The sequence below is a fragment of the Cohnella sp. AR92 genome (assembly GCF_003990975.1).
Taxonomy (GTDB): domain Bacteria; phylum Bacillota; class Bacilli; order Paenibacillales; family Paenibacillaceae; genus Cohnella.
The window spans coordinates 90,869-116,939 of sequence record NZ_RZJR01000017.1 but is presented as its reverse complement, the minus strand read 5'-3'; the positions used below and the strand labels follow the sequence as shown (position 1 = coordinate 116,939).

Annotated in this window: 21 protein-coding genes and 1 rRNA gene; 8 read left to right on the top strand and 14 right to left on the bottom strand. The window is 54.2% G+C overall.

Annotation, left to right across the window (positions count from 1 at the left end; all coding sequences use genetic code 11):
• The 6 genes from ELR57_RS24160 to ELR57_RS24135 all read right to left on the bottom strand — a co-directional run.
• A 16S ribosomal RNA gene (locus tag ELR57_RS24160) occupies positions 1-231 on the bottom strand; the annotation flags it as partial.
• A gap of 481 nt (positions 232-712) precedes the next feature.
• Entirely contained in the window at positions 713-1,693 is a 981-nt protein-coding gene (locus ELR57_RS24155; protein ID WP_126961833.1) for an aldo/keto reductase, read from the bottom strand.
• A 92-nt stretch (positions 1,694-1,785) separates the two neighbouring features.
• Complete coding sequence (locus ELR57_RS24150; protein WP_158630147.1) at positions 1,786-2,265, bottom strand: TetR-like C-terminal domain-containing protein; 480 nt, start codon at positions 2,263-2,265, stop codon at positions 1,786-1,788.
• Between the two features lie 245 nt (positions 2,266-2,510).
• Positions 2,511-3,254, bottom strand: coding sequence for an SDR family NAD(P)-dependent oxidoreductase (locus tag ELR57_RS24145; protein ID WP_126961829.1), 744 nt, complete (start codon positions 3,252-3,254; stop codon positions 2,511-2,513).
• Positions 3,255-3,398: 144 nt separating this feature from the next.
• Positions 3,399-3,917, bottom strand: coding sequence for a gamma carbonic anhydrase (locus ELR57_RS24140; protein WP_126961827.1), 519 nt, complete (start codon positions 3,915-3,917; stop codon positions 3,399-3,401).
• Between the two features lie 103 nt (positions 3,918-4,020).
• The gene (locus ELR57_RS24135) at positions 4,021-4,617 is read right to left on the bottom strand and encodes a hypothetical protein (protein WP_126961825.1); all 597 of its coding nucleotides are present in this window, start codon (positions 4,615-4,617) and stop codon (positions 4,021-4,023) included.
• Positions 4,618-4,790: 173 nt separating this feature from the next.
• On the opposite strand from ELR57_RS24135, the gene ELR57_RS24130 reads away from it, so the two are divergent.
• Together ELR57_RS24130 and ELR57_RS24125 are read left to right on the top strand one after the other, a co-directional pair.
• Entirely contained in the window at positions 4,791-5,414 is a 624-nt protein-coding gene (locus ELR57_RS24130) for a thioredoxin family protein (protein ID WP_126961823.1), read from the top strand.
• Positions 5,411-6,367: a DMT family transporter gene (locus tag ELR57_RS24125; RefSeq protein ID WP_126961821.1), complete on the top strand. Its 957-nt coding sequence runs from the start codon at positions 5,411-5,413 to the stop codon at positions 6,365-6,367. The genes ELR57_RS24130 and ELR57_RS24125 overlap by 4 nt, the downstream gene beginning before the upstream one ends.
• On the opposite strand, the gene pdxR is transcribed toward ELR57_RS24125, so the two are convergent.
• Together pdxR and ELR57_RS24115 are read right to left on the bottom strand one after the other, a co-directional pair.
• Positions 6,283-7,707 (bottom strand): MocR-like pyridoxine biosynthesis transcription factor PdxR, encoded by a 1,425-nt coding sequence (gene pdxR, locus ELR57_RS24120; RefSeq protein WP_126961819.1) that lies wholly within the window; start codon positions 7,705-7,707, stop codon positions 6,283-6,285. The genes ELR57_RS24125 and pdxR overlap by 85 nt on opposite strands.
• 163 nt (positions 7,708-7,870) lie before the next feature.
• Entirely contained in the window at positions 7,871-8,791 is a 921-nt protein-coding gene (locus ELR57_RS24115; protein ID WP_238162674.1) for an AraC family transcriptional regulator, read from the bottom strand.
• Between the two features lie 148 nt (positions 8,792-8,939).
• Between ELR57_RS24115 and ELR57_RS24110 the strand changes: the two genes are divergently transcribed.
• Positions 8,940-10,346 carry an MFS transporter gene (locus ELR57_RS24110; protein WP_126961815.1) on the top strand — a complete coding sequence of 469 codons (1,407 nt, stop codon included), beginning with the start codon at positions 8,940-8,942 and terminating at the stop codon, positions 10,344-10,346.
• A 99-nt stretch (positions 10,347-10,445) separates the two neighbouring features.
• Here ELR57_RS24110 and ELR57_RS24105 read toward each other — a convergent pair whose 3' ends face one another.
• A complete protein-coding gene (locus ELR57_RS24105) occupies positions 10,446-10,943 on the bottom strand; it encodes a GNAT family N-acetyltransferase (RefSeq protein ID WP_126961813.1) in 498 nt (165 codons plus the stop codon).
• Positions 10,944-11,212: 269 nt separating this feature from the next.
• On the opposite strand from ELR57_RS24105, the gene ELR57_RS24100 reads away from it, so the two are divergent.
• The 5 genes from ELR57_RS24100 (at position 11,213) to ELR57_RS24080 (ending at position 17,516) form a co-directional block, all read left to right on the top strand.
• Complete coding sequence (locus tag ELR57_RS24100; RefSeq protein WP_126961811.1) at positions 11,213-12,538, top strand: ABC transporter substrate-binding protein; 1,326 nt, start codon at positions 11,213-11,215, stop codon at positions 12,536-12,538.
• Positions 12,539-12,646: 108 nt separating this feature from the next.
• On the top strand, positions 12,647-13,522 hold the full coding sequence (locus tag ELR57_RS24095; RefSeq protein ID WP_238162673.1) for a carbohydrate ABC transporter permease: 876 nt from the start codon (positions 12,647-12,649) through the stop codon (positions 13,520-13,522).
• The gene (locus ELR57_RS24090) at positions 13,519-14,334 is read left to right on the top strand and encodes a carbohydrate ABC transporter permease (protein ID WP_126961807.1); all 816 of its coding nucleotides are present in this window, start codon (positions 13,519-13,521) and stop codon (positions 14,332-14,334) included. The genes ELR57_RS24095 and ELR57_RS24090 overlap by 4 nt, the downstream gene beginning before the upstream one ends.
• Before the next feature lie 57 nt (positions 14,335-14,391).
• Positions 14,392-16,032: a sensor histidine kinase gene (locus ELR57_RS24085; protein WP_126961805.1), complete on the top strand. Its 1,641-nt coding sequence runs from the start codon at positions 14,392-14,394 to the stop codon at positions 16,030-16,032.
• Positions 16,029-17,516 carry a response regulator gene (locus ELR57_RS24080; RefSeq protein WP_158630146.1) on the top strand — a complete coding sequence of 496 codons (1,488 nt, stop codon included), beginning with the start codon at positions 16,029-16,031 and terminating at the stop codon, positions 17,514-17,516. Before ELR57_RS24085 ends, ELR57_RS24080 begins: the two co-directional genes overlap by 4 nt.
• Positions 17,517-17,841: 325 nt before the next feature.
• Here ELR57_RS24080 and ELR57_RS24075 read toward each other — a convergent pair whose 3' ends face one another.
• The 5 genes from ELR57_RS24075 to ELR57_RS24055 form a co-directional block, all read right to left on the bottom strand.
• Positions 17,842-19,455 (bottom strand): response regulator, encoded by a 1,614-nt coding sequence (locus ELR57_RS24075; protein ID WP_126961801.1) that lies wholly within the window; start codon positions 19,453-19,455, stop codon positions 17,842-17,844.
• Positions 19,433-21,199, bottom strand: a complete 1,767-nt coding sequence (locus ELR57_RS24070; protein ID WP_126961799.1) for a sensor histidine kinase — start codon at positions 21,197-21,199, stop codon at positions 19,433-19,435. Before ELR57_RS24070 ends, ELR57_RS24075 begins: the two co-directional genes overlap by 23 nt.
• A gap of 69 nt (positions 21,200-21,268) precedes the next feature.
• Positions 21,269-22,993 carry an extracellular solute-binding protein gene (locus ELR57_RS24065; RefSeq protein WP_126961797.1) on the bottom strand — a complete coding sequence of 575 codons (1,725 nt, stop codon included), beginning with the start codon at positions 22,991-22,993 and terminating at the stop codon, positions 21,269-21,271.
• Positions 22,994-23,084: 91 nt separating this feature from the next.
• Complete coding sequence (locus ELR57_RS24060) at positions 23,085-24,500, bottom strand: family 43 glycosylhydrolase (RefSeq protein ID WP_126961795.1); 1,416 nt, start codon at positions 24,498-24,500, stop codon at positions 23,085-23,087.
• 38 nt (positions 24,501-24,538) lie between these two features.
• Positions 24,539-26,062: a carboxylesterase/lipase family protein gene (locus ELR57_RS24055; protein ID WP_126961793.1), complete on the bottom strand. Its 1,524-nt coding sequence runs from the start codon at positions 26,060-26,062 to the stop codon at positions 24,539-24,541.
• Positions 26,063-26,071 lie beyond the last annotated feature (9 nt).

The window sequence follows — 26,071 nt, the reverse complement described above, 5'->3', positions numbered from 1 at the left end:
CACAGCTTGCACCGTGTTTCCCAGAACCGGGATGCCCCAGTCCTGCGTATCCGGTCTTAGCATTCGTTTCCGAATGTTATCCCGGTCTTATGGGCAGGTTGCCTACGTGTTACTCACCCGTCCGCCGCTAACCTTCTTGAGTAGCAAGCTACTCAAGAAGATCCGCTCGACTTGCATGTATTAGGCACGCCGCCAGCGTTCGTCCTGAGCCAGGATCAAACTCTCCATAAAGGTAAACCTTTTTGAAGAACCTTGAAGGCTCGTTCTGTACTGCTGGTTTGTCTCGCAGAACCGAAGTTCCGCTTGACGATTTATTTCCATTTACGCTCGATGTTCAGTTTTCAAGGAACAAGTTGTGAATCTCTTATTTCTTGCTTGTCCGCCTCGTTTCCGAAGCAGGAATTACATCTTACCGCATGCCGTTCGGCTTGGCAACCCTCAATGTTTTCCAGTTTGACGATTATTTCGTGCAACCTAGAACTCATATTCCTCTTATGTAAGAAGCGATTCGTGCTCGGCCTCAGCGGCGCGAGAAATAATGTACCATGAATCGCAACCTGATTGCAACAGGTATTATCTTACAGTTTACTGCTCTTTCTTCTCGTGCTCTTAAACTCCCAAATCGCGTAAAGAAGGAGCTCAGGCGACCGGTTCGAATATCTCATAAGAACAAAGGCAGCCAAGGACCTATTCGTCCCAGGCTGCCTCTGTCTTACAATGCGCCGACAACGCGATGAGGAACATAGAGCTCTTCGAGCGCGGTTATCTCATCCGGCGTCAACTCGATCTCCAGAGAGCCGATTGCTTCCTCGAGCTGAGCGATGCTCGTCGCGCCGATAATCGGGGCGGCCACCTGGTGTTTCTGCAGAAGCCACGCGAGCGCGATCTGCGCGCGAGGCACGCCGCGCTTCTCCGCGATCTCCGTTACTCGGTCCGCAACCAGCCGATCCACCGCTTCCGTGGAACCGTACTTCATCCGCTGCGCTTGATCCGTCTCCGAACGGAACGTCGTCGCTCCCCATTCCCGGGCCAATCGGCCGGAAGCGAGCGGGCTGTAAGGAATGACCCCGATCTTCTCCTCCTTGCAGAGCGGCATCATCTCCCTCTCCTCTTCGCGATAGAGGAGGTTGAGGTGATTCTGCATCGCCGAGAATCGCGTCCATCCATGCTTCTCGGCTGCATGCAGCGCCTTCTGGAATTGCCAGGCATACATGGCGGATGCTCCTATGTATCGCGCTTTGCCGGCCTTCACGACATCGTGCAAGGCTTCCATCGTCTCTTCGATCGGCGTCTCGTAGTCCCACCGGTGGATCTGATACAGATCCACGTAATCGGTGCCCAATCTCTTCAGGCTGTTATCGATCTCGCTCAGGATGGCTTTGCGGGAGAGCCCCGCTCCGTTCGGACCCGGTCGCATGCGAAAATAGACCTTAGTCGCGATAACGACCTCATCCCGGTTGGCGTAATCCTTGAGCGCGCGCCCTAGAACCTCTTCGCTGCTTCCGACCGAATAAATATTGGCCGTATCGAAAAAGTTGATTCCAAGCTCCAAAGCTCTTTTTAGAATCGGCCGGCTGTTCTCTTCATTGAGCACCCACGGATGAGTCCACCTCTCCGCCACGCCGTAGCTCATGCATCCCAGGCAGATTCGCGACACGTCCAGACCGGTATTGCCGAGTTTAACATATTCCAAGCTGATCCCTCGCTTTCGCAGAATACAGGAATGCATCCATTATCGCACTTGAAGTTAACTTCAAGTCAATCCCCGAACGCTCCGGCCCCTTCTTATCGATGCCACTGAATAGGGTTCTTGTAAGGCCCGTGCAAGGACACCTCCAGCAGCTTCGCCGCCATCTGCTCGGGAGACAGACGGTAATTGCTGAGAATCCACCAGATGATGCTCTCCAGATAAGCGCCCGTCGTGTAGGCGATCACGAAGCCCGCTTCGATGCGAAGCTCGTCCTCCGTCGTCTGCGGCAGCCGAATTCCGTCCTCGACGTACTGCCTTAGAATCCCCTTCACTTCCTGGATAAACAAGTCGTCGGGCTTATACACGAGCAACACTTCATAGGCAAGCTGGTTCTGCAGAATATGCTCGAATAGAGCAACCATATTATGAGGCAAATATTCAGGTAGAAGGTTCGCGATCCGTTGCGGATTATGGATGGTCAGCGATTCTTTGAGGTCTTTGAGGATACCGTGGTGCAAATCCACCCTTAGGTCGACAATGTCCTTGTACATCTTATAGAAAGTAGGACGAGTCACTTGGGCTTCCTGGCAGAGGCGTTGAATTGTCAGGCTTTCGTTTTCTTTGAGCAGGAGCGACAAATAGGCGTTCTGCATTTTTTTGATCGAATACGCTTGTCGCGGGTCTCTTCTAGCCAACCGTCATCACACCCATCTCTTTATCCCTCTATACTAGCATGACTTCATGCGGCGGAAAAAGAACGGGGCGAATAGAAAAAAACGACGCGGGGGAAGATCTGCTTCCCCGCATCGCCGTTCGTTCGTTATAGTGCGGTCCAACCGCCGTCGATCACCAATTCCGCGCCCGTCATGAACTTCGACTCGTCGCTCGCCAGGAACACGACTCCATAAGCGACATCCTCCGGATCGCCCATGTACGGAAGTTGAGTATGGGCTTGATAATACGGCATGGCCGTCTCCATGCTGGGAGCGGTCATCGGCGTGACGATGATGCCCGGATGCACGGAGTTGACGCGGATCTTATCCTTGCCGTATTCAACGGCGGCCGACTTCGATAACGCGCGCAAGGCGCCCTTGGCTGCCGTATAAGGGCTGGAGCCCGCCATGCCGACGATGCCGCCGATGGAAGAGATGTTGATGACCGAACCGCCCCCCGCCTTCTTCATCTCGGGGATGCAATATTTCATGCCCAGAACGCAGCCGTTAAGATTCACGTCCATGACAGCGTTCCATTCGCTCATCTCCATGTTATCCATCGTCTTGACGCTGGCGATTCCGGCGTTGTTCACCAGAACGTCGACTTTGCCGTAGAGCTCTACCGTCTTCCGGACGAGCGCCTTCCATTCCTCTTCCGAAGTGACGTTCTGCTTGACGGCGATCGCTTCCCCGCCGCTCGCTTTTATCTCTTCTACCAGTTCGTTGAGCTTCGCTTCGTTCAAATCCGTCGCGACGACCTTAGCGCCTTCTTGGGCGAAAATTTTGGCTTCAGCCGCACCCATGCCGTTTGCCGCACCCGTAATAATCGCTACTTTGCCTTGTAATCTCATATGAATGCCTCCTCGTGTATTTCATTTACATAGTGTATATTTGTTCACCTAATTATTAGCACATCAACATGGCGATTGCAACAAACGACTACGAAAAAAGGCCATCCAAAGGAGATCTTCTCTCCCTCGGATGGCCTTTTTGCCTTACGATTCCAGCTTTTTATAATACTGCCCTTTCTCCACATACTCCCTGCGGATCCGCTGCATATCGGCGAAGTCCCGTTCGTTCAGCTCGCGCATAGGCTTGGCCGGAGAACCGATAACCAACGTGCGTGGAGGGATCTTCTTGCCCGGAGGAACCAGAGCTCCCGCTCCCACCATCGCCTCCTCGCCGATCTCCGCCCCGTCAAGTACGATGGCTCCCATCCCGATCAGCGCGCCTTTTCTCACGATGCAGCTGTGAAGAATGGCGTTATGGCCGACGGTTACGTCGTCCTCGATAATAAGCGGATTGCCGGGACTCTGATGCAAAGTCGAATTGTCCTGAATGCTAGTTCTCTCCCCGATTAGGGTTGGGGCGACATCGCCGCGGATAACGACGTTGTACCAGATGCTCGTCTCCTTGCCGATCTTGACGTCTCCCGTGACGACGCTCCCGTTCGCCAAGTAAACGGTCTCGTGTATGTCCGGCTGTTTCCCGCCGTAAGGATGAATGGTTGCCATGAGCCTCTCTCCTCCTCTTTGTGTCTAATTGTAACAGAAAACGGAACCCGCCGATTCGCAGGTTCCGTCCCTCTTTTTATCCCTTAATGTCCTTCAATGACTCTTATCGCGAGTTCGGCGTAACGCCCGAGGTGCCCATGCCATTTGCGGTACCCGCTCTGTCCAACTTCGTATTGCCGTTATTCGAGGCGGCCGCCTTCTGCAGGACGAGGCTCAAGTCGTTAAGCAGCGTATCCGAATTATTCCCCACCGAGGAACGATTGGACAGGATATCGTTGATGCGATCGATGGCGGCGATCGCTTCCGGATCGCTTACATTCAACACCAATTGATGTTCCGGAGTCTTCCCCGGCTGCGATTGGGAGGATCCCATGCCGTCTCCGACGGATCTTGTCCCCATGCCCGAGTGGCCGCGGGTACCGATGATCGAGAGCCAATCCCCAAGTTGAAGAACGTGCCCATTCGTCGATGCGCTTTGGCTGCGATAGCTCGCACCGTTCCTATTCTGCCCGCGATAATTCCGGTCGATCACGTTATTTTCTTGATTCGCGTTCCCTCTGTACGAATTCTGTTGGATCGTATGGGCGCGATTGGCATTCTTCGTCGTGACTCCGTTGTTCCCGTTGCTCTGGTTGCCGCATCCCGCGATCAGCAATGCCGACATGCCGATGCAGGATAACGCTAAGCCCAATGATCTCATCGCAATTAGCACCTCGCCTTCAATAGTGCTATTAGCGTCCCCTTCACCATAAGGATTACTCCAAGAAATTTATCCATCAACTGTCTTTAAATTGATTAATAAACTGACCATTTATTAAAGGTCAGTCTCCCTATATGCTCACTGTATATCATCCAACGAAGGAAGTGTTAGTCATGTCGGAATCCCTTTATCTCACACACAAACTTGGCCAAGGAATCACGCCGTCTCATTTTATGAAGAGCATGAATTCAAGGGAAATGGTCAATAGCGGCATACCCGATACCAAAGAGAAGCTTACATCCCTATATGATCACTTTGAATGGCCGGATCAAGACGACCGAGAAGCGATCGGCTCCCTGAATGAAAGGAACGATCTGCGCGTCCTGATCCTGGCGACGGATTGGTGCCCGGACGTGATCTGGAACGTTCCCGTATTGGTTCGGGCGATGGAGCATGCGCGAATCCCGACGGAGATCTTGATCATGGACGAACATCTGGAGACGATGGATCACTTTCTTACGAATGGGGGCAGGGCTCAGCCGATCGCCGTCTTCCTGAGCGATTCCGGCGAGGTGTTAGGCAGATGGGGAGCTCGGCCCGCGTATATACAGGCCGTGATGGACCGCTTCAAAGAGGAGAATCCGGACCGGAAAGCAGCAGGCTATCAAGATAAACTCAACGAGACCTATCGGGCAATCGGCAGTCTTTATCGATGCGTGTCCGACTACCAAAGAGCCTTGATCCAGGAGCTGCGCGCTTGCCTTGAGTCTATCCAATCGGAGAGAAGCTCGCGATGAACCGCGCCTTGCTGCCCGCGCTGCTCCTGCTCAGCCTCATATGGGGCGGATCGTATTATTTCATTAAAGTGCTGGTTCACGACTTCGGTCCTTGGACAATCGTTTTTCTGCGTTCGGCACTTGGCTTGGCTGCAATCGCACTGATTATGGGATTAACTCGCCAACCTTTGCCTTGGAGGAGAATGCCGTGGCTTTATCTTGGGACGACTGCGCTGGTTAATATGGCGATTCCTTGGGCCATCATCGGCTATTGCGAAACTCGAATCATGAGCAGCCTCGCCTCTATCTTAAACGCGACCACACCTTTATTCTCTCTTCTTCTTGGAATTCTGTTCTTCGGAGGAAAGTCTCGGCGTCCGCAAGCGATCGGCTTGACGGCCGCCATGGCAGGGGTGGTCGTATTGCTGGGATACCAAGGGGGAAGTTCGTTTGACGCATTAGGGACGATCGGCATGTTGATCGCCTCGTTATTCTATGGGTTAGGCTCTCAATTAACGAGACGATGGCTGTCGCCCCTAACCGCTTATCAATCCGCGTTCGGCACGCTGTTCTTCGCCATGCTGGGCAGCGGAGGCGCCGCGTTCGCGACCGAGAGCCTTTCGTTATCCCCGTTAACCGTCCCCGCTAACGCGGCTGCTCTCGCCGGGCTTGGCATTGGCGGCTCCGGCATTGCCTACATTCTATTCTATTGGATCGTGAAACGCGGGGGACCGGTCTACGCGACGATGGTTACCTATCTGATCCCCGTAAGCTCCTTGGCGTGGGGTTCCCTCCTGCTTCAAGAAGAGATACGTTGGAATATGATTCTTGGCTTGGGGCTGATCCTAGGCGGTGTCTACATGGCGGGCAGGATCGGACGAGCCGGAAGTCAAGAGCCTTCGAACCAAGCTTCTTTAAGCAATTTAACTCCTTTGTCGATATCGGATAAAGAGACGCCGGCAAAGCCCATATAGATTGTCGGTGTCGGAGCCACCGTCCCCGGATCCAGATGCATGTTGCAAAAATCGTAGACTCTGACGCCTGCCTCCGCAGCCAATCGTACAAGTTCGCGCGAAGATCGATGCCGCAGAACGCTGACCTGAATATGGAGCCCGGCATCCTTTCCCGTAATCTCGACCCGGTCGCCGAAGCGGCGCTGCACGCACTCGATTAGATGACGGTGTTTGGCCCGGTATAGAACTCGTACCCGTCGAAGGTGACGATACCAGTGGCCCTGCTCCATGAAGGCTTGCATGGCCCATTGTTCGACTCGCGAAGGAGGAGATAACACTTCCCTCTCCAGCTTGCGAAGCCTCTCGAGCAAACGAACCGGCAGTACCATATAATTCATGCGCAAGGAGGGGCTGAACGTCTTGGAGAAGGTTCCGACATAAATGACGTTTCCGTTCGAATCCAAGCTTTGAAGGGAAGGGATCGGTTTGCCGACGTATCGGCACTCGCTGTCGTAATCATCCTCCAGAATGAAGCCGTCGCGGCTCGATGCCCAGCGAAGCAGACGCTCCCGTTCCGGGAACGGCATAATCTCACCGGTAGGGAATTGATGGGACGGCGTTACATAAACGAGCCGAGACCTCGACCGTTCCAGTTCGTCCAAGGCAATTCCCTTCTCGCGAACGGGAATGGGGACAACTTCCCAACCATTCCAAGCGAATTGATCTCGGATCAGCTTGAAGCCGGGGTCTTCGACGGCTATTCGCCGGATTCCATCCAATAACTTGGCGACAACCCCTACGCTATACGCCATTCCGGTACCGACGACGATCTGGTCGGGGGAGCAGGTCACTCCTCTCGAGTTCCTCAAGTATTCGGCGATAGCCGCTCTTAATCCGCGTTCCCCTTGGGCTTCGCCATAGCGCCCCAGGTCCTTCTCGTGTACGATGAGGGCCTGCTTCATCATCTTAGACCATACCGTCAAAGGAAAGGCCTCAGGGTCTATTGCCGACGGATCGAAATCGATGAAGGATTCGCCCGAACTTAGGAGCGGGTTGGGATTCGGAGAACGCGCAGAGAGCCGTTCGCCGCTCTCGGAATGACTGCCTGGAATAGAGGAGTAGGGGTTAGACACGTAAAGTCCGGAACGCGGGCGACTTGCCAGGTACCCTTCCGCGATCAGCATCTGGCAGGCGGTCTCGATCGGAGTCTTGCTTATATTCAAGAGATTCTGCAGCGTGCGCACGGAAGGAACCCTTGTCCCGTGCGCTAGCTTTCCTTCTTGAATCCGAGTGCGGATTTGCCGGTAGATTTGCTCGTAAAGCGGTTGATCGCTGTCCGCGGGCAGAAGGATATCGAACATGCTAGATTCCACCAATCGAGAGAATAGGAGCCGACCCTATTTTATCACGAAACCATTCCTATTGATGACGGCTAACGGAGGAAAGCCGAAGTGCTTCTTGAATGGATGAGTAAAGCCGTTCCGAGAGTCATCCAAGATGATGAATGGGAACGGCTTTTGATTATCAGCTATCCTCAAATCCCCAAGCGCTAGATGCTTTTCTTATCTCCTTAATATCTTGTAGAGGCGGCAAGCCAAATAGCCTGCGGTATTCCCGGTTGAATTGAGAGGGGCTTTCGTAGCCAACCGTCGTCGCGGCTGCCGTTGCTCCTGCGGTTCCGCTCAACATTAAGCGCCTGGCTTCCAGCAGGCGAAGCTGCTTCTGGTACTGCAGCGGCCCCATCGTAGTGATCGCTTTGAATTTGTGATGCAGTCCGGAGGTGCTCAAATTGAACGACCGAGCGAGTTCCTCCACGGTAAAGGAACTCTCGTAATTCTCTTTGATCCATTGGATCGCTTGTCCGACCCCGTCCGCCTTCTGATCGAAAAGCCCCTTTTGAAAGAACAAATGCCCATAATCCCCGGACAGCAAGTGGTAGATCATTTCCTTCTTAAGCAATTCGGACAGGAAAGCCGCATTAGGCTTATCGGCCAGCTTGAGCAACCGGGCAAAAATATCGAGCAGATCGGCGTCCGATTTGCCAATGAACGCTCCCGCGCTCAGGCCCTTCTCCTTCGGCCCTGCCGTTATCCCGGCCTCCGTAACCACGGAAGCAATCTCTTGCGTCGTAAAATCGATGCGCAATCCGAGATAAGGAGTCTCTTCCGTTGCTCCGACGACTTGAGCGGAAGCTGGCAGATCGATCAACGAAGCCAGATAATCTCCCTCGGAGTAGTCGAAGATGTCTTGACCCAGATACAGCCTCTTATTCCCCTGAAGGATTAGGCAAAAGGAAGGAGTCAATACTCCTGTGTTCCGCTGCGTATCGCGACTGTGTTTAACGATGGAGAAATAAGGAATACGCGTCGGTGTTCGTCCATCCGACAACGTCATCCGACTTGTCAGAGCGATAATCCGGTTCAGCGCTTGCTCGAGTTCCGTCATCAAAGCCGCCTCCATCCTTTTCTCCAATTATACGGATGATTTGCAGCTTTAGGCAATAACTTAACAGGAACGGTCTACTTCCCTCCTCCGCCTCCCTTCATAATAAGGTTCATCACAACAATCACGATAAAAGGAAGGGACGCTGCATATGACTTCAACGAAATCGATTATTCTAACCATCATCATTGCTTGTCAATTGATCGTCGTGCTTGACGCCTCCATTATGGTAACGGCACTGCCGGAGATCGGCCGTTCGCTTCATATGTCGACGACCAGCCTTACTTGGGTCCAGAACAGTTATATTCTGGCATTCGGGGGATTCTTGCTGCTTGGTGCCCGGGCAGGAGATCTTCTTGGGCGCAGAAGAATTCTCGGAATAGGTATCGGATTATTTGCGCTAACCTCTCTTCTGGCCGGTTTGGCGCCGACAGCCGGGTTCTTGCTGGTGTCCCGTGCCATCCAAGGCTTGGCGGCGGCATTGGCAACGCCCGCTGCGCTAGCCTTGCTATCGGCTAACTTCACGGAAGCCAAAGAACGTTCAAGAGCTATCGCGATGTACAGCGCGGTGTCGGCTGCGGGCGGCAGCGTCGGTCTTCTTCTCGGCGGCTTCTTAACGGACTTTCTTTCTTGGCGCGTTGGGATGCTAATCAATGTTCCCGTTGGAATTGCCTTGCTGTTTCTGGCTCACCGATTTATTCAACAAACAAGTACAAGAATCGGGCGATTCGATATGGGAGGAGCGTTCACCTCTATCATCGGCATGACCGCGTTGGTATACGGCTTTGTTCAAGCGGCGAATCATGGTTGGGACAACAGCGCCACCTGGCTCTGGCTCGCAGCCGGAGCGATCTCGTTAACTGCCTTCGTGCTGATTGAAGCCCGGGTAGCCGAGCCGATCGTCCCGCTTCGATTGTTTGCCAACCGCCTGCGAGCCGGAGCTTATCTGGGAAGGTTCCTTGTGGTATGCGGGAACTTCGCCATCTTTTTCTTTGTCCCTCAATATTTGCAGAACGTCCTCGGGTACAGTTCGTTAGAAGCCGGTTTAGCCTTCGTGCCGTTTACGGGTTCCCAATTCGCGATGATGTTCCTGATGTCTAAGTTGATTCACCGTTATGGCAGTAGAAATGTCCTGCTATCCGGTTTGCTGATCGCACTTATGGGGACGCTCTGGTTGAGCCGAATCGTCAACTCGCAAGCGGAGTTCTTCCCGCTTATCTTCATTCTGTTAATTGTTATGGGAATAGGCGCCGGGATGGTATTCCAACCGCTCACCGCTATGGGGCTCTCCGAAGTGGACCCGCGCGATACGGGAGCAGCTTCCGGCCTCGTTAATGTTGCTCATCAAAGCGGGTCTTCGTTGGGCTTGGCTGTCCTAATAACCGTTTTTAATGGAAGCATTCATACGGACATATCTTCGAAGCTGCAATTTGCTCATGCCGTATCGAACTCCATACTCGGGTCGGTGCTCTTTCTCGCAGCTGCCCTTGCAGCGTCGCTTATCTGCTTTATGCCGGCACGTGCGACCGTTCGTAAACAAGGGATAACAGAGTCTTGAAAATAACGAAATGCCCCTACTGCATAGAATAGGGGCATTTCGTCTCGTTATGATAGAGATGGAGATTGCCGCATTGAAGTCTCTTTGCCATTTTTAAGCCTAGAATATAGGTAGCGCTTCAAGGTTGTCCAACGGTCGATAAGATAAAGGAGATACCGCAAGCCGCATGATCTCCCGATGCTTGCCCGGGCCGTAATAGTCCGGTTCCGTTCGGTTCCATTGGAACCCCGCCGATTGCAAGGCGCGTATCGATGCCGCATTCTTTGCGTTGACCGTCACGAGCACCTGCTTCATGTTGCGGAATTGCTGAAGAGCTTGCAGACGGGTATGAATCAGCTTTTTGCCAATCCCCAGGCTTCGATATTCTTCGACCACATTGCTGAACAGCAGCCACCCCGTCGTTTGGTACATATCGATTCCCGCACAGCAGAAGCCAATCATTCGGCCATGATGCGTCGCTTTAAAGAGGAGATCAGGGAACAACTCGATGTACTTCTTCAACTCGTGCAGGTTCATACGGTCCGGCATGGAGAGATCCGCGAGCTTAATCATTTCCAGAAAATCATCCCGATTGGCGGCTACGATACGAATATCCATGGAACTCTCTCCTCCAGGCTGCTTCATATGGTCTTCTATTAAAATCTATCATAGAAGTATAAACAGCACGTGGCGGGAGTTTCGTCGTTTTGTAAAATGAGATTGGGCTGCGTCCTTCGAGCACATTCCCGGCACAGAAGAGAAATCCGTACATCGAGCGTAGTTTTCTTACTCACGAAAGCGCTGTCAATAATGCTATGATTCCGATGTAGCCAAATTCTGGATGACGATTGGCTATTGCGATTCAGAACCATTATTGGAGGGGTACGATGATTAAGAGATCCTGGTTTGGAATCACCGCTATGGTATTGGCCGCATCCTTAAGCTTGACCGGATGCGGGGGGAACAACAACAATTCGGCTTCGCCTTCCGCCTCCGCTTCTCCATCCGCATCAGCGTCCGCATCAGCGTCCGCATCGCCTTCCGCTTCCCAGGAGCAAGTCACGATATCGGTAGCGATGAACGTCAGCGCTCCGGCGGGCCAAGACGTGTACGCGCAAATCGCCAAAGACTTTGAATCGCAGAATCCGAACATCAAAGTGGACATTCAATTCCCGGGCGACTACGAGAACGTCTTGAAGGTAAAGATGGCGGCCAACGAGCTGCCCGACGTATTCGACACCCATGGATGGGCCATTATCCGCTACGGCAAATACCTGGCTGATCTAAGAGACGAACCTTGGGTCTCTCAGATGACCGATTCGATCAAGAACGTCGTCACCGACAAAGACGGCAAGGTGTACGTGCTTCCGATCAGCGAAGCGAAAGACGGTATCTCTTATAACGTGAACGTGCTGCAGAAATACAACATCGAGGTTCCGAAGACGTTCGACGAATTCCTCGCCGCCGCGGAGAAGATCAAGACGGAAAGCAAAGGCGCCGTCACCCCGTTCTACTACGCCGGCGCGGACAACTGGACGGTCGGCCAATTCTTCGACGAATTCGCCAGCTCGCTCTTGATCTCCCCTCCCGACAACTCGGCGAGCGCGCTGCTGGACGGCAGCTTCGACTGGACCAAATGGACGCCGCTGCCCGCCAAGTTCAAGGAAATGTACGACAAAGGCTACATGAACAAAGATATCATCACCGCCAAATACACGGATCTCCCTAAGCTGTTCGCAACCGATAAGGTCGCCTTCTTCATGGGCAGCCCTTCCTTCGCGGATGACGCCTACAAGGTGAATAAGGACACGAAGATCGGCATTATGCCCGTACCTTCCATGGTAGCCGGCGACGAACCCTCCTTCTCGGGCGGAGAGCGCAATACGATGGGAGTCTGGAAGGATTCGAAGCATGCGGCCGAAGCGAAGAAATTCATCGAGTTCTTCGCTCAACCGGACAACATGGCCAAGATCGCCAACGTCCTGAAGCTGCCCGCCGGCCTTAACGGCGTGAAGGCGACGCACGAATTCGCGAGCTTCTACGATCAATACGCGAGCATTCGGGTATTCCCTTACTTCGACCGCGTTTACTTGCCTAGCGGCATGTGGGACGTCATGTGCAACTCCGGCCTCGATCTGATCTCCGGCCATATCTCGCCCGACAAATACAGCCAGATCATGAAAGAGAACGTCGCCCGATTGTCCAAGAAATAACGAGGTTCTCGCCGGATGCCATCCCGTACCGCCCGTCTATCGAGCGGTACGGGAATCTTTATACTCGCATCCGTTCCTTATTTATCCGCTCGCAATGGAGGGACCCCTTTGAAATCGTTCAATTCGCCCGCTTGGCTTAATTTGTTGTACGTGCCGACCGTCGTGCTTCTGCTCACTTTTATCGTTTACCCGCTTGCGAACGGCGTCAAGATCAGCTTCACGGATTGGGACGGCTTCTCGCAAACGTGGGATTGGATCGGATTCGGCAACTACCGCCGGATGTTCCACGACCAGGATACGCTTATTGTCATCTACAATACCTTCATTTACGGAGTGGGCAGCACGTTTTTCCAGAATGTCATCGGGCTCGCTTACGCCCTGTTTCTGAATTATAAGATGCGTACCGCCGGCATCGCGAAGACGATCATTTATTTGCCGGTCATCATCAGCCCGCTCATCATGGGGTATGTATGGTACTTTTTCTTTCAGTACAATGGCGGCGCGATCAACGATATCATTCTGCTGTTCAAGAGCAGCCCTATCGATCTGCTCGGCAACTCCAAGGTTAACGTCTGGATGATCACTTTCGTCAACACGTATCAATTCCTCGGCATCGCCATGGTCATCTATCTGGCCGGACTTCAAGTCATTCCCAAAGACTATTACGAAGCGGCCGCCATTGACGGCGCCTCCTCCTTCTCCAAGTTCAAGAACGTCACCTTGCCGCTCTTGGCTCCGTCCATGACGATCAGCATCGTGCTCAATCTGATCGGCGGCTTCAAGCTGTACGACGTCGTCGTGTCACTGACGAACGGAGGGCCGGGTTACGCTTCCTCTTCGCTGTCCACTTACATGTACAGGCAATACTTCACCCGACAGGACGCCGGATACGCTTCCTCCCTCGGCATTCTGATGTTCGCGATCATCTCGCTCATCAGCTTGACCGCGCTCTATTATTTGAGAAGGAGGGAGCAGGATATATGATGAAGTCCAAGAAGTGGCTGGAGCTTCCCGCCTTGCTGATCTGTCTCCTGCACATTCTGCCTTTCTACGTGCTGCTGACGAGCTCGTTCAAGAGAGAGTCCGACCTTAGCTCCAAGTGGCGAATTCCGACTTACTGGTTCTGGGATAACTTCAAGGAAGCCTGGAACCGCGCCGACCTTCATCGCGCCTTCATCAACGACCTCGTCATCACGGGCTGCGCCATCGCTCTTCTGATCGTCCTGGGAACGGTGTCCTCCTACCCGCTCTCCCGTTATCGAACCCGTTGGAACCAGTTCATGTACAGCTTCTTCATCGCATCCCTAATCGTTCCGCCGCTCTCGACGCTTGTCCCGCTCTACAAATTCTACGTCGATCTCGGCGCCTTGAACACGTACTGGGGCATGATTCTGCTGCATGTCACTTTCTATCTTCCGATTACGATTTTCCTGTATACCGGATTTATCGGCAGCATCCCCCGCGAGCTGGACGAAGCGGCTCTGATCGACGGTTCTTCCCGGATCGGCGTCATCTTCCGATTGATCGTTCCTCTGCTTAAGCCGGTCACCGCAACGGTCATCATCGTCAACGGAGTCAACATCTGGAACGACTATCAATTCTCGATCTTCTTCTTGCAGAAAACAAACTCCCGAACGTTCTCGGTTGCGTTGTCCGCTTTCTTCGGCCAATACACGAGCAACGTCGGCTGGGTTGCCGCCGGTTCGGTCATCGCAGCGCTGCCTTTAGCCGTCCTTTACTTGTTCCTCCAGCGCTTTTTTATCCAAGGACTGACTTCCGGCGCCGTTAAAGGATGATATTTCCAGGCCTTCTGTTATAATAATCATTGACAACGCTTTCAGGAGACTGGATATATGCGAATCTTCCATTCGTTTCGCTTTAAATTATCCACTCTTTATCTGCTTACGATCATCGTGCCGACGATTGTCATCATGATCGTCATGCCCTACTCCTACAAGAAGATCCTCGTCCGCAATTCGATGAACGAAACGTCGAACACGATCATCGCCCTTAGAAGGAACATGGAAGCTTACCTGGACGATCTGGAGAACTTGACGATCATCCCGTATCTGAACGCGGACATCATGAACGCCCTGAAAGTGAAGGCGGAGCTGGGGCAGTCGGCCGATATGTATACGCTGCTGTCCACGAACCGGACTTTGACGAACTCGCTCGAGAATTATATGAGGATTACGAGAGACGACATTGAAGGTACGATCCTCATCGCGAAGGACGGCACCGTCTATCTGGGCTCTAAAGGCTGGAATGCTTACGATTCCGCCAGCAACTATCCTTATCGGGAGCAAGCTTGGTATCGGAAGACGCTTGAAGGCAACGGGAAGGCGGCGTTTATCAGCTCGCATCCCCGGGACTATATCAGCAACGCCCCTCCGGGCAGCGTCTTCTCGGTGGCCCGCATCATAAAGGATCCGGATACGGAGGAGAACCTTGCCTTCATCATGGCGGATGCCGACACCCGAGTCTTGCAGAAGATCGTCTCGGATATCCGATTGAACTTCAAGTCCTCCATTGCCGTCCTTGACGACCTCGACCAAGTGATCTACAGCACTTCTTATTTTAGTCCTGACATGCTGAACCAGATCGCGGCTCGTCACGCCACGATCAGAAGCGCGGATGACCGCTATCTGGTCGTCGACCAGAAGCTGGAGAAGGCCAATTGGCGAATCGTCGTCCTCATCTCGCAGACGGCGATCAACGACCAATTTACGAACGTGCATCTATGGGGCGTCCTGTACGGCTTGGGCGGGGTGATCTTCACTATCGTTATCTTCCTCTCGCTATCGCGTTGGATCATTGCCCCCTTAAACGAGATGATCGAGCGCGAGTATCGCGCGCAGTTGGACTTGCGCAATGCCGAGCTGAATTTGCGGAACGCCGAGTTCCGATCTCTCCAAGCGCAGCTGCAGCCCCACTTCTTGTACAACGTGCTGAACGGCTTCATCGGCCTGAATCGGCTCGGTCAGAAACAAAGCCTGGAGAACGCCATCGTCGCCTTGAGCAAGATGCTAAGGTATATCCTGCTTAACTCGGACCGCTCCACGATTAAGGAAGAATTCGAATTTCTGAACATGTATTGCGATCTGCAGAGAATGAGGTTCCAGCAAAAAGGGTTCGAGTATCGCGTTCAATGCGACAGCCGTATCGAGTCGTTCTATCTGCCGAAGCTGCTTCTCCAGCCCCTCATCGAGAACTCCATCATCCATGGCATCGAACCGATCAACCGCAGCTGTCTCATCTCGATCTCGGCGAACCGGCTCGGCGATCTCGAGAATGCTTCCATCGAGATCGTCGTCGAGGACGACGGCGCCGGATTCGAACCTTCCGTTGTCGACCCGAGACATCGCGTCGGTCTGGTCAACGTGCAAGAGCGCCTGCGCTTGGCCTATCCCCATTCCGGGTTTCTTCTGGCAAGCGAGCCGGGAGTCGGGACGAAAATCGTAATTCGGATACCCATACAGGAGGAAGCGTCATGAGAATAGTCATTGCGGATGATGAATATCTCGTGCAAGCAAGCCTGATCAGCATGATCGAAGAGATGGACGACGATTACTTCATTGCGGGAGTCGCTTCCGACGGCCGGCAGCTCGTCGAGGTGATTCGCGACAAGCAGCCCGATTTTGCGATAGTGGATATCAAGATGCCTTACCTGTCCGGAATCGAAGCGATCAATGATCTGAAGCGCGATTTCCCTCATCTGGAATGGATCATCCTGTCGGGCTATTCCGAGTTCACGCTGGCGCAAGAAGCGATCAAGCTGGGGGCATCCGGCTACTTGCTTAAACCTGCGGGCGTGAGCGAGCTCCGCGCCGCGCTGGACAAAGTGCGAACCACCTTGCTTGCCCGCACCGAGTTTATGAATAATAAATTCGAAGCCGCGATGATCTCCCTCGGCTACGGGTTAGGCTCGGGCTTGTCTCCCGAAGAGTCCAGACGGTTCAACGAGCTGCAATTCCTGATCGCCACGTTCAGCGTGGACAGCGGACTGGCGGACAAGGAGCAGCTGCGGCTCCTAAGCGGCTTCTGCTGCAAGGCTAAGGAACGGTTGCGTACGATCGAAGATCCGCATTTCTGCCACTCCCTGCTTTTTCTCGACAATGGAGAACCCGCGATCATCTGCGGATTCAAGAAAGATAGGGCGTCCAAGCGAACTCGGGAACTTGTTCAAGCGGAGCTCTCGGAGTGCATGAGGGCTTCGATCCAGCCCGCGTTCGGATTGACGATGATTGGCGCGGAATGCGATTCCTCCGACCGGATCAAATCGACGCTCGACGACTTGCGCGCTGCTTCGCGCTTCCGAATTCTATGCGGCATCAACCGTTCGTGGAGAGGACAGGAGCTTAACCGGAACAAGTGCGAGCGGGAGATTCAATGGTGCGAGAAGATGATGAAGCTTGCCAAGAGCTATTCCGAAGGCTCTCACGCCCTCTATCTCGCGCAGCTGGCCGAGATCAAGCCTTTGTTCGAAGCAGGGCTTGCCATGGACATGAAGAAAGCCAAGCAGAACACGTCCGACTATTTGCTCCATGCGATTCAATGCCGGCTGGACGCCGACGAGCCGCTCGAACGATGGATTCCGAAGCTGAAGGAGCACGGACAGCTCTTGCTGGCGCAGGTGGCGAAGCCGGATCGGCCCCAGGACTGCGTCCTTAAAGCGCTGCTATATATGGAAGCGAATTATATGAGAGACATTAGCGTGCTGCAAGTCGCCTCGGAGTTCCAGGTATCCGCCAACTATTTGAGCACGGTCTTCCATCGCAAGACCGGCTCCACGTTCATGAAGCATCTTACCCAAATCCGCATGCGCAAAGCGAAGGAGCTGCTGGAGCATTCGGATTGCCGAGTGCACGACGTCGCGGAGAGAGTCGGATACGCCAATCCCCGTTATTTCTCAAAGCTCTTCTTAGAATTCACCGGCAAGAGCCCGATCGCATACAAACGGACGTCCAACGTCGAGTGAATTCCTACTTTGGTTTCTTAGCGTTTTGAAGTCATGCTTGTTCTTAAAAAAAGCGATACAAAAAAGAGGGCATGTGTCTCCTGGAGGAGCGAAGCGTTTGCTTTTGCCGACGTGAAATCCCCTTGTACAGAGGTTACCAAATCCGATTTTACGGCGGCACCAGCAACCGGAAGGAGACAAGGAGACACATCCCTCCAAAATTTAATCGCAAACATAAAGACTGGGCTGTACCTAAGTCAGATGACTTTTGGGACAGCCCTTTTGTGTCGAACCCTATCGGCTTGCGCCAATTCATCTCCTTGTCCTTCGCCGACCCATCGACGGCTTACTTTCTCGTAGCTTCCCGGTACTCCTGCGGCGTCACTCCCGTCGCTTTCTTAAAGAATCGGGTGAACGACTGGGAAGCCTCGTAACCGACTCGAACCCCGATCTCCAACACCTTCAATTCGTCGTTTCTCAGCAGCTCCTTGGCCCGCTCGATGCGGGCCGTCTCGATATAATCGGACAGGTTGACGCCGCCTTCTTGTTTGAAGAGCCGGGATAAATACGACGGATTAAAATGAATGTAGCCCGCGAGACGGACCAGCGACAGGTCCTCGTTAAGATGCTCCTCGATATAGAGGCGAACCTTCCGGATCGCTTCGGCGGCGCGCTTCCGTTCGCCGGAGCTTCTTAATTCGAAAAGAGCTTCCGCCGTTGTCCGGAGGGATGCGAACGCCTCCTCCCACGAAGCGAAATCGTCGTAACGCATAAGAGACGAGACATTGGCAACCTGATCCGCCAATTCCCACCGGTTGATGTAGGAGACCAAGACTAGCGAAATGGTGTAATACAGCTCCAGAAGATATGGCTCGCCGCTGCCCCGCTCCGATTGGGTAAGCTCATCGAACAGCTGCAGGAATTCGTCGTGCCGCCCGGAATCCAGATGCGCGGATAACGCATCCGATTTATCCCTCGGCGAGCCCTCTCTCGAGCCACAGGAAGCTTCCAGGTTCACCTTCTGCACCAATAGGGTGCCATCGCCGGTTCTCACCTGCCGATTCCGCCTGATTTTCCCATAGAACGATGACAGCTTCTTCCATTCGCAAGGCCGGTCTCCCAATGAGATGACAACGGAGATAGCGAGGCTATCCAGGCAGGCTTGTTGAATCAGTTCAAACTGGCCTTCCAGATAAGGAAGAACAGGAGCTTCCTCCGCTTCGTTCCCATCCGTTCCCAAGAGCGACGGCTGGATGAACCAGACGGGATCTCCGAATCGGTCGATCATTCCCAGGCAGCGGGCATGACCGGACAGGAAGCTCTCGGCCAGCAAGGTTACGGCCAGGGCGGATTCCTGCCGTTTAGCGTAAGAGGTCGCGACCGACTTGTCGTAGGAGAGCTCGGCCTGAACCATATAGATCGGTTGGTCGGCGTCGAGCGGGATGTTCAGCTTGCGGAAGTCTTCTCCCAGGTTCAGCGCCGGCTTCACGCCGTGAAGCAAATGGCGCAAGTATTCTCCGCGAGCCAGGACCTCAAGCGTATTCAACTTCTCTTGGGCCTGACGGACCAGATCGCTTCGGCGAAGACTGTCATCCAGCGCGGACACCGCTTCGCGAACGGCCTGAAGAACCTTCGGGTACCCTTCGCTCTTGAGCAAGTACTGGACCCCGGGTGTCTGAATCGCCCGATAGACGGAATCGAAGTCGCTGTAGCCGGTCAGGAAGATAACGAGGCAATGCGGCCAATTGCGCTTAATGATCGATAAGAGCTGCATCCCGTCGATTCCGGGCATGCGGATGTCGGAGAGCACGATATCCACCCGGGTTCGATGGAGCCAACTCAGCGCCTCTCTGCCCGAATAAGCCTTGCACAGGTCCAATCCCAAGTCGTGTTCGGCCAGCGTCTCGAATAAACCGTCGGTTATCATCTCTTCATCGTCAACGATCAGCAATCGGTACATCCAATCGCTCCTTCCTTGGAAAATGAAGCGTTACTTGAAGGCCGCCGAGCTCGCTGCGGGCTACTTCGAGTCCGCCGCTCTCGCCGAACGTTATCGCTAAACGGCGATGGATATTGACCATCCCGGTCGTCTCCGCATATTCGTCGCGATCCGCGAGAGCCGCCGATAATTCGTTCAGCTTCTCTTCCGTCAAGTCATCGCCATTATCCTCGACGACGATGCGGACTTCGCGATCCCCGCTCTCGAACCGAACGACGATTAACCCGTTCTCTTCCTTGCGCTCCAGACTGTGCTCGAAAGCGTTCTCGATGATCGGCTGCACGATTAACCGAGGGACAATCGTATGGGCCGCTTCCTCCGGGAGGTCCTCGAACCGAGCTCGAATACGCCGCGAGAACCGAAGCAGCTGGATCTCCGTATACGTGCGGGCATGTTGAATCTCTTGCGCGAGCGGGATCTCGTCGGAGGCGCTTCGGGTCACGAAGCGAAAATATTCGCCGAGCTGGATCGCGAATTGATCGACCCGCTCCAAATCCCCCCGACGGGCCATCGTGCTGAGCATGAACAAGCTGTTGAACAGAAAATGAGGATTGATCTGCGATTGGAGCTGCTTCAATTCCGCTCGCTGAGCCAATAGCTTCTGCCGGTAGGCCTGGTCGATCAGCGACCGAAGGTTCGCGACCATCTGATTGAATCGGCTGTACAGGTAACCGAATTCATCCTTGGACTCGTGTGTGATGACTTGATCCAGATCGCCGTTCTCCACGCGGCGGAAACTCTTTACTAGACGAAGCAGAGGCTTATGAATGAATTTATACGTTGACATCGCGTACAGAACGACGATGACGAGAGCAACGGCAGCGAACAGCCAGGCCCACGTATAGAATTTAGCCAGCGGCTTGCTGATGACCTGGGACGGTATGAACCGGTAGATGGCCAGATTCAGCTTGTCTGAACCGGCGAACACGATATAATACAAATGCCCCCCGAACTCGTGGGCTTCTACGTAATCGTCGGCGTTCTTGCGCTGTCCGACGTAGGAAGAAGCCTCATTCCGAAAGGACGCGACGGAACCGCTAGTCAGCTGGATCCCGCCGTTCACCGAGACGAGCAGGGTTCCGCTTCCCGAATACGTATTGAACTGGGCCAGCGCTTCCTTCAGCTTCTGCTGGTCCAACTCGATCTCGACCACGAATAACGGCTGTCCCTTCGGGCTTCCGCTCGGCTTCGCCGCGCTCAGGAACAGCCCCTTTTTCCATTCGATGATTTGAGTCTTCCGACTGCCGTAAACGGAACGCACCGACTCGTAACGTTCCTCGTCGAGCGGATTAACGCCGTCGACGGACGAGATCGCGCGTTCGATCGGATGAATGTATACGCTTACCTCTTTGATGTACATGCTGCTGTTCTGGATAAGGTAAAGACGATTGCGAAGCGAGTTGATTCGATCGGTCTTCTCTATGATCCCCATCCGATCCCAGAGGAGCGTAAGCTTATTCAAGTCTTCGTCTTCAAGCAGGCCGAATTGCAGAAGCTTGATTCTCTCGATTTCGTTCTCGAGATCGGTCAGATAGAAGGCCGTCTGAGAGGCCGCCGTCTTGGCGATATCCTCTCTCGTTGTTTGCACGGACCACTGATACAGATAGCCGCCGAGAACGAGGAGCGGCATCAGGATAAGCAGAAACGTAAAAATCAAGCGGAGGAATAGCGTGTTGCGTAAAGAAAACATCGGCGTCTTGAACATGTCCCGCCTCCAACGGATCGGCGTAATGACCGGAAGCGATCCAGAAAATGAGTGCGCAAAAGGAGTGAATTATTCCTTCATGGAGGCGTAATAATCATTGACTTCCTTCGTCATTTGCTCTCCGCCAAGTTTCTTCCAATCCCCCACGAACTTGTCGAATTCTTCGATCGGGGCGCCTAGGATAATCCGAATGAACGTTTCGTTCTGCATTTTATCCAGCGTCGATTGCCTCTCCACCATCGTCGGGGTAGGAGCGCCGGCGAATTTGTCGAGAAGGAATTGCTTGTTCCTATCGTATTGATCCACGACGCCTTCCGCCCCTTCGGAACCGTAGATGCGTTCCCAGCCCCATAGAGCGAAGCCTTCCTTCGAACCGGATGCGTACGCATCCAATTTCTGTTGGATGGCCTTCGCTTCGCCCGACAGATTCGACTTGTCGCCCGTCTTACGCACTTCGTCCAACGTTCGGTACAGCTCAAGGTTCTTCCGGGTCGGCGCGGGTTGGACCATGGACAGCTGCCATACGCTCTCCGAATCCCGCGGCGCGTAATAGTAGTCGTTCTCCTGGGTCACTCCCCAGTTCTTCTCGACGTGTATGTTGAACAGCTTGATAACGGCCTCGGGATGAGCGGCCCCCTTGCGAACGGCGAAGAACTTCGTCGTGCTGAATTTTAACGGTACCTTCGCCGGATGCTCGGAGTCGGAAACGATCGGGAACGCGCGCCACTGCGCATCCGGATCGTTGTTTTTATTCAGCTGCAGCGGCCAGATGGAATTCCATTGTTGGCCGTATTCCATGCCGATCTTCCCGCTTGCGATGACTTCCGATATTTTGCTGCCCTCTTTGACGCCGAACTCCGGATCCAGCTCGCCGTTTTTGTTCATGTCCTGCAAGGCTTTAAGCGCCTTCTTCATCTCCGGTTGTACGCTGCCGTACGCCAGTTTGCCCGAACCGTCCTCCAGCCAGATGTTCGGATAAGCGCCGTAACCGGCCATGAACCCCTCCAGCCCCATCGATCCGCCCCATAATTCCTTCGTGATGGCGAGGCCGAACGTGTCCTTCTGGTTGTTGCCGTCCGGATCCCGCTCTGCAAACGCTTTCGATATCGCGAGTACGTCGTCCATCGTTCTCGGCGCATGCAGCCCCAGTTTGTCCAGCCAATCCGTGCGGATCCAGACGAATTGCGCTTGTTCGATCGAGGATCCCGTCTGGGGAATCGCCATCAGCCTGCCGTCGAAGGTCGCGGCATCGAACGGCCCCGATCCTTCCTGGGAGAGGATCTCCTTGAGCAGTGGAGAAGCGTATTCCTCGTACAAATCCGTCATATCCTCGATCTGATCCGAGTCGGCGAGCTGCTTGAGCTGGGTGGCATTGACCGGAATGACGTCCGGAAGATCGCCGGAAGCCAGCGTCACGTTCATCTTCTGCAGGTAAGGATCCGACGTATCGTTGCCTTTGACAACCCAATTGTTTCGGATCTTGATTCCCAGTTGGTCTTCGTATAATCGGGTCCATCGGTTATCTTCGAACGTTTCGTCCTTCAGAACGCTCAATACGTTATTCTCCACGATGTCGCTCAGATTGCGAACGGTCGTGATCTCGATCGGCGGATCGTATTCCCCAAGCGGATCCCCCGCCTTCTCCCTCCCCGTTTCGCTTGCCGGATGGGTGCCGGACGGACTTGCGGTCGCTTTATAAATATCGTTGCCGCTGCCGTTGCAGGCCGTTAGCGAAGCGGTGAAGAGAAGGATCGAACCCAACGTCATATAGGAAAGAGCCTTGCCTTTGTCCATGGTCTCCCCCTTCCTTGGCTTGCCTCTACTAAGGATATGGATATGCTCTCATTATAGGCAGACGGGAAGGGGTCCGACAATGCGCAATTATTTATTCCAATGCGAACGAAGCCAAGCTGGCTCCCCCTTCGCCCGTATACGTGAAGTACAAGGCTTGAATGCCGTCCGGAATCGCGAGCTCCGTCGAATACTCTTTCCATTCATTCGTGAAATCGACCGGAATCCTTCCGAGAGCGGGCCCATCCCAGGACGTTTTGACCTCGAAGGCCCCGCGGCAATAACCGCGCACCCTGATCTTGACGTTCCGGATTCCCTCGCAGCGGAAATACTTGAAGCCCGCCGTAGCGGAGTCTCTCATATTGGCGATATAACCGACTTCCTCGTCCCCGTCTCTCCCGTCTTGGGTAATCTTCGGGAAGCGGCTGTCCATCCATTCCCCGGGAGCTCCCGTATACAGCTCCTCGTCTCGGCAGAACAGATTGCAGGCCAGATACGCGGGATATTCCCCTCTTCCCTCAAGCGGTCCTCCATTCGGGCCGGAGGTGGTCATCTCCGCTTGCACGATCGTGCCGTCCTCCCTGAATTCGATCGGCTCGATGCATCCCTGCCGGCTGAAGTTCGTTCCGTTCGTATGCCGATGATAGAAGATGAACCACTTCCCGTTCATCTCAACGATGCTGCCGTGATTATTGCCGCCGTAGAACATCGGCTTGAACGCCGGCTTATAGGAATGGATATGAAGATCGTTATTGCTGACAATGACGCCTTGGTAGACAAAATCCTTGGTCGGAGATTTGCTGGTCGCATAGCAAAGCTCGTGCATGCGGACGGACGAATAGATCAAATAATACGTGTCGCCCTTCTTGCGGATGGAAGGCGCCTCGAAGTAGGCATGTCCTTCGAATCCGCTCCCCTTGCTATACGGTTCGCTGGGCAAGACAAACACGGGCTCCTCCACGATCGTGAGCATATCCGGACCAAGCACGGTCGCCATGGCGCCATGCCTGGATGGGTCCCCGACTGGGCAGAAGCCGGTGTACAAATACGTTCTCTCCCCTTCGGTCAACACGCCCGGATCGAATTGGTGCTCATCGCCTTCTTTCTCCCCCAGACGCGTGCCGTCGGCATACTTGACATAGCCGTAGAACTCAAAAGGGCCGGCAGGCGCGTCGGAGACCGCTACCGAAACGTTGGATACCTTATCGAGCGCATAGTAGAGATAATATCGCCCATCGGGTCCGACCGTGACGTCCGGCGCGTAGAGGCACATGCTGCCGTCCGGATTCCATGGATCGTTCGTTTTCTTATAAATCACGCCTTCATACCGCCAGTCGCCAAGATCCTCCACGGGCGCCGACCAGCACACATAATCGTTGAGGCAATACGCATGCCCGTTGAACCGGTCATGCGAGCCGTATACGTAAACTCTGCCGTTAAATACGTAAGGCTCCCCGTCGGGAATGTATTCCCATGACGGAAGATATGGATTCATTCCTTGTTTCTTCATCTTCGTTGCGCTCCCCTTCCGAACGAACCCTAACGGATTCAGCCTTTTCTCTTAAAATATTGCCGTACAAGGAACTCCATCATCTCGCCCGGCTGTTCCCGGACGAACTCGGCTTGATCCGCGAATCGCATGCCGAACGGCGCTTCGGGACGATAGGGCTCCCACTTCGGCAAGTCCTCTCCCGTCGAATCTTGCCCGTTCGGATCCCCATTGCGGATGAAATTCGCCCAGTAATGGCACATCTGGCGCGCCAGATCGTAATGCTTGCCGACGAACGGCCGCCAGCACTTCGCCAGCGTCTCGAAGAAGAACCACAGATCCACCGAGTGGAACGTTCCCGGGTTATCCCAACCGGGGATCTCCGCATCGAAATTGTAATAGTACAGCGGAACGTGGGCGCCGGTATCGGCATTGGCCTGCCCCGCAATGCGGATCCCGTATTCGATGCCGCTCACCGAAGCTTTCTTCACTGCGTCTTCAAGGCTGCCCGACTGCGCATCGCTAAGCCCGAGAAACTCTTCGGCATCGTCGCCGAACAATTCGACCGCCATGCGCTTGAATTCGTCAAGCTCGCTGACTTCGGGAACGCTGAAGAATTCGGATGACGTATGGCCCCAGAGCACCGGTACCATCCGGCGCTTGTTCTGGAGGAACAATTCGAACGGATCGCCTACGTTGAACTTGTTATCGACAACGGTGCCCCAGAATCGGTTGGACTCCAGGTACTTATCGCGGACATAGGCCGCGTCCAGCTTCCGGGCTTCCGCTAGCGAGGACACGCCGAGAGATTCGAAGAATCGAACGCCATCTTGTTCGGCCTCCGCCAAATCGCGAAGGAATTTCGGCATGCGGGTCCCGGGGTAAAGCTTCGTGATGACCCCGCTCTGAACGATCGCTCTCCGGAATAGGCCCTCGTTCTGCGGAGAAGCAAGCTGGTTCATGACGCTGCCGCCTCCGGCCGATTGCCCGCCGATGGTGATGTTGTCCGGATCGCCGCCGAAAGCCGCGATATTGCGCTTGACCCACCGCGTCGCGAATTGTTGGTCGAGGTGGCCGAAGTTCGCCGGAGCCTCCGGCGATTCCGCGGTAATCTCCGGATGGCATAAGAAGCCGAACGCATTCAGGCGATAGTTGATCGTCACTACGACAATGCCTCTGCGGGCAATGCGTTCACCGTCGAACTCCATCTCGGCAGGATGGCCGACCTGCAGGCCGCCTCCGAAATACCAGACGTACACGGGCAGCTTCTCGTCGACTCTCTTAGCCGGTGTCCATACATTAAGATAAAGGCAGTCCTCATCCATGGCAATATCCGGCTCGACGGCCCATTCCCGGGTATAGATGTTATTCTCGTCGATCTCTTGTCTCACCTGCATGGAGACCGGCGCGAATTCGTGCGCCAAAAGAACCCCTTCCCAGTCCGAGGCGGGCTGCGGGGCGCGCCAGCGGTTGTCGCCTACAGGCGGAGCGGCGAACGGAATTCCTTTGAAGCTCGTGATTCGGGGGTCGGCGGCGGGCAGCCCTTGAACCGTCCCGTTCTCTACCTTTACGACTCTGAGCATCCTATACGA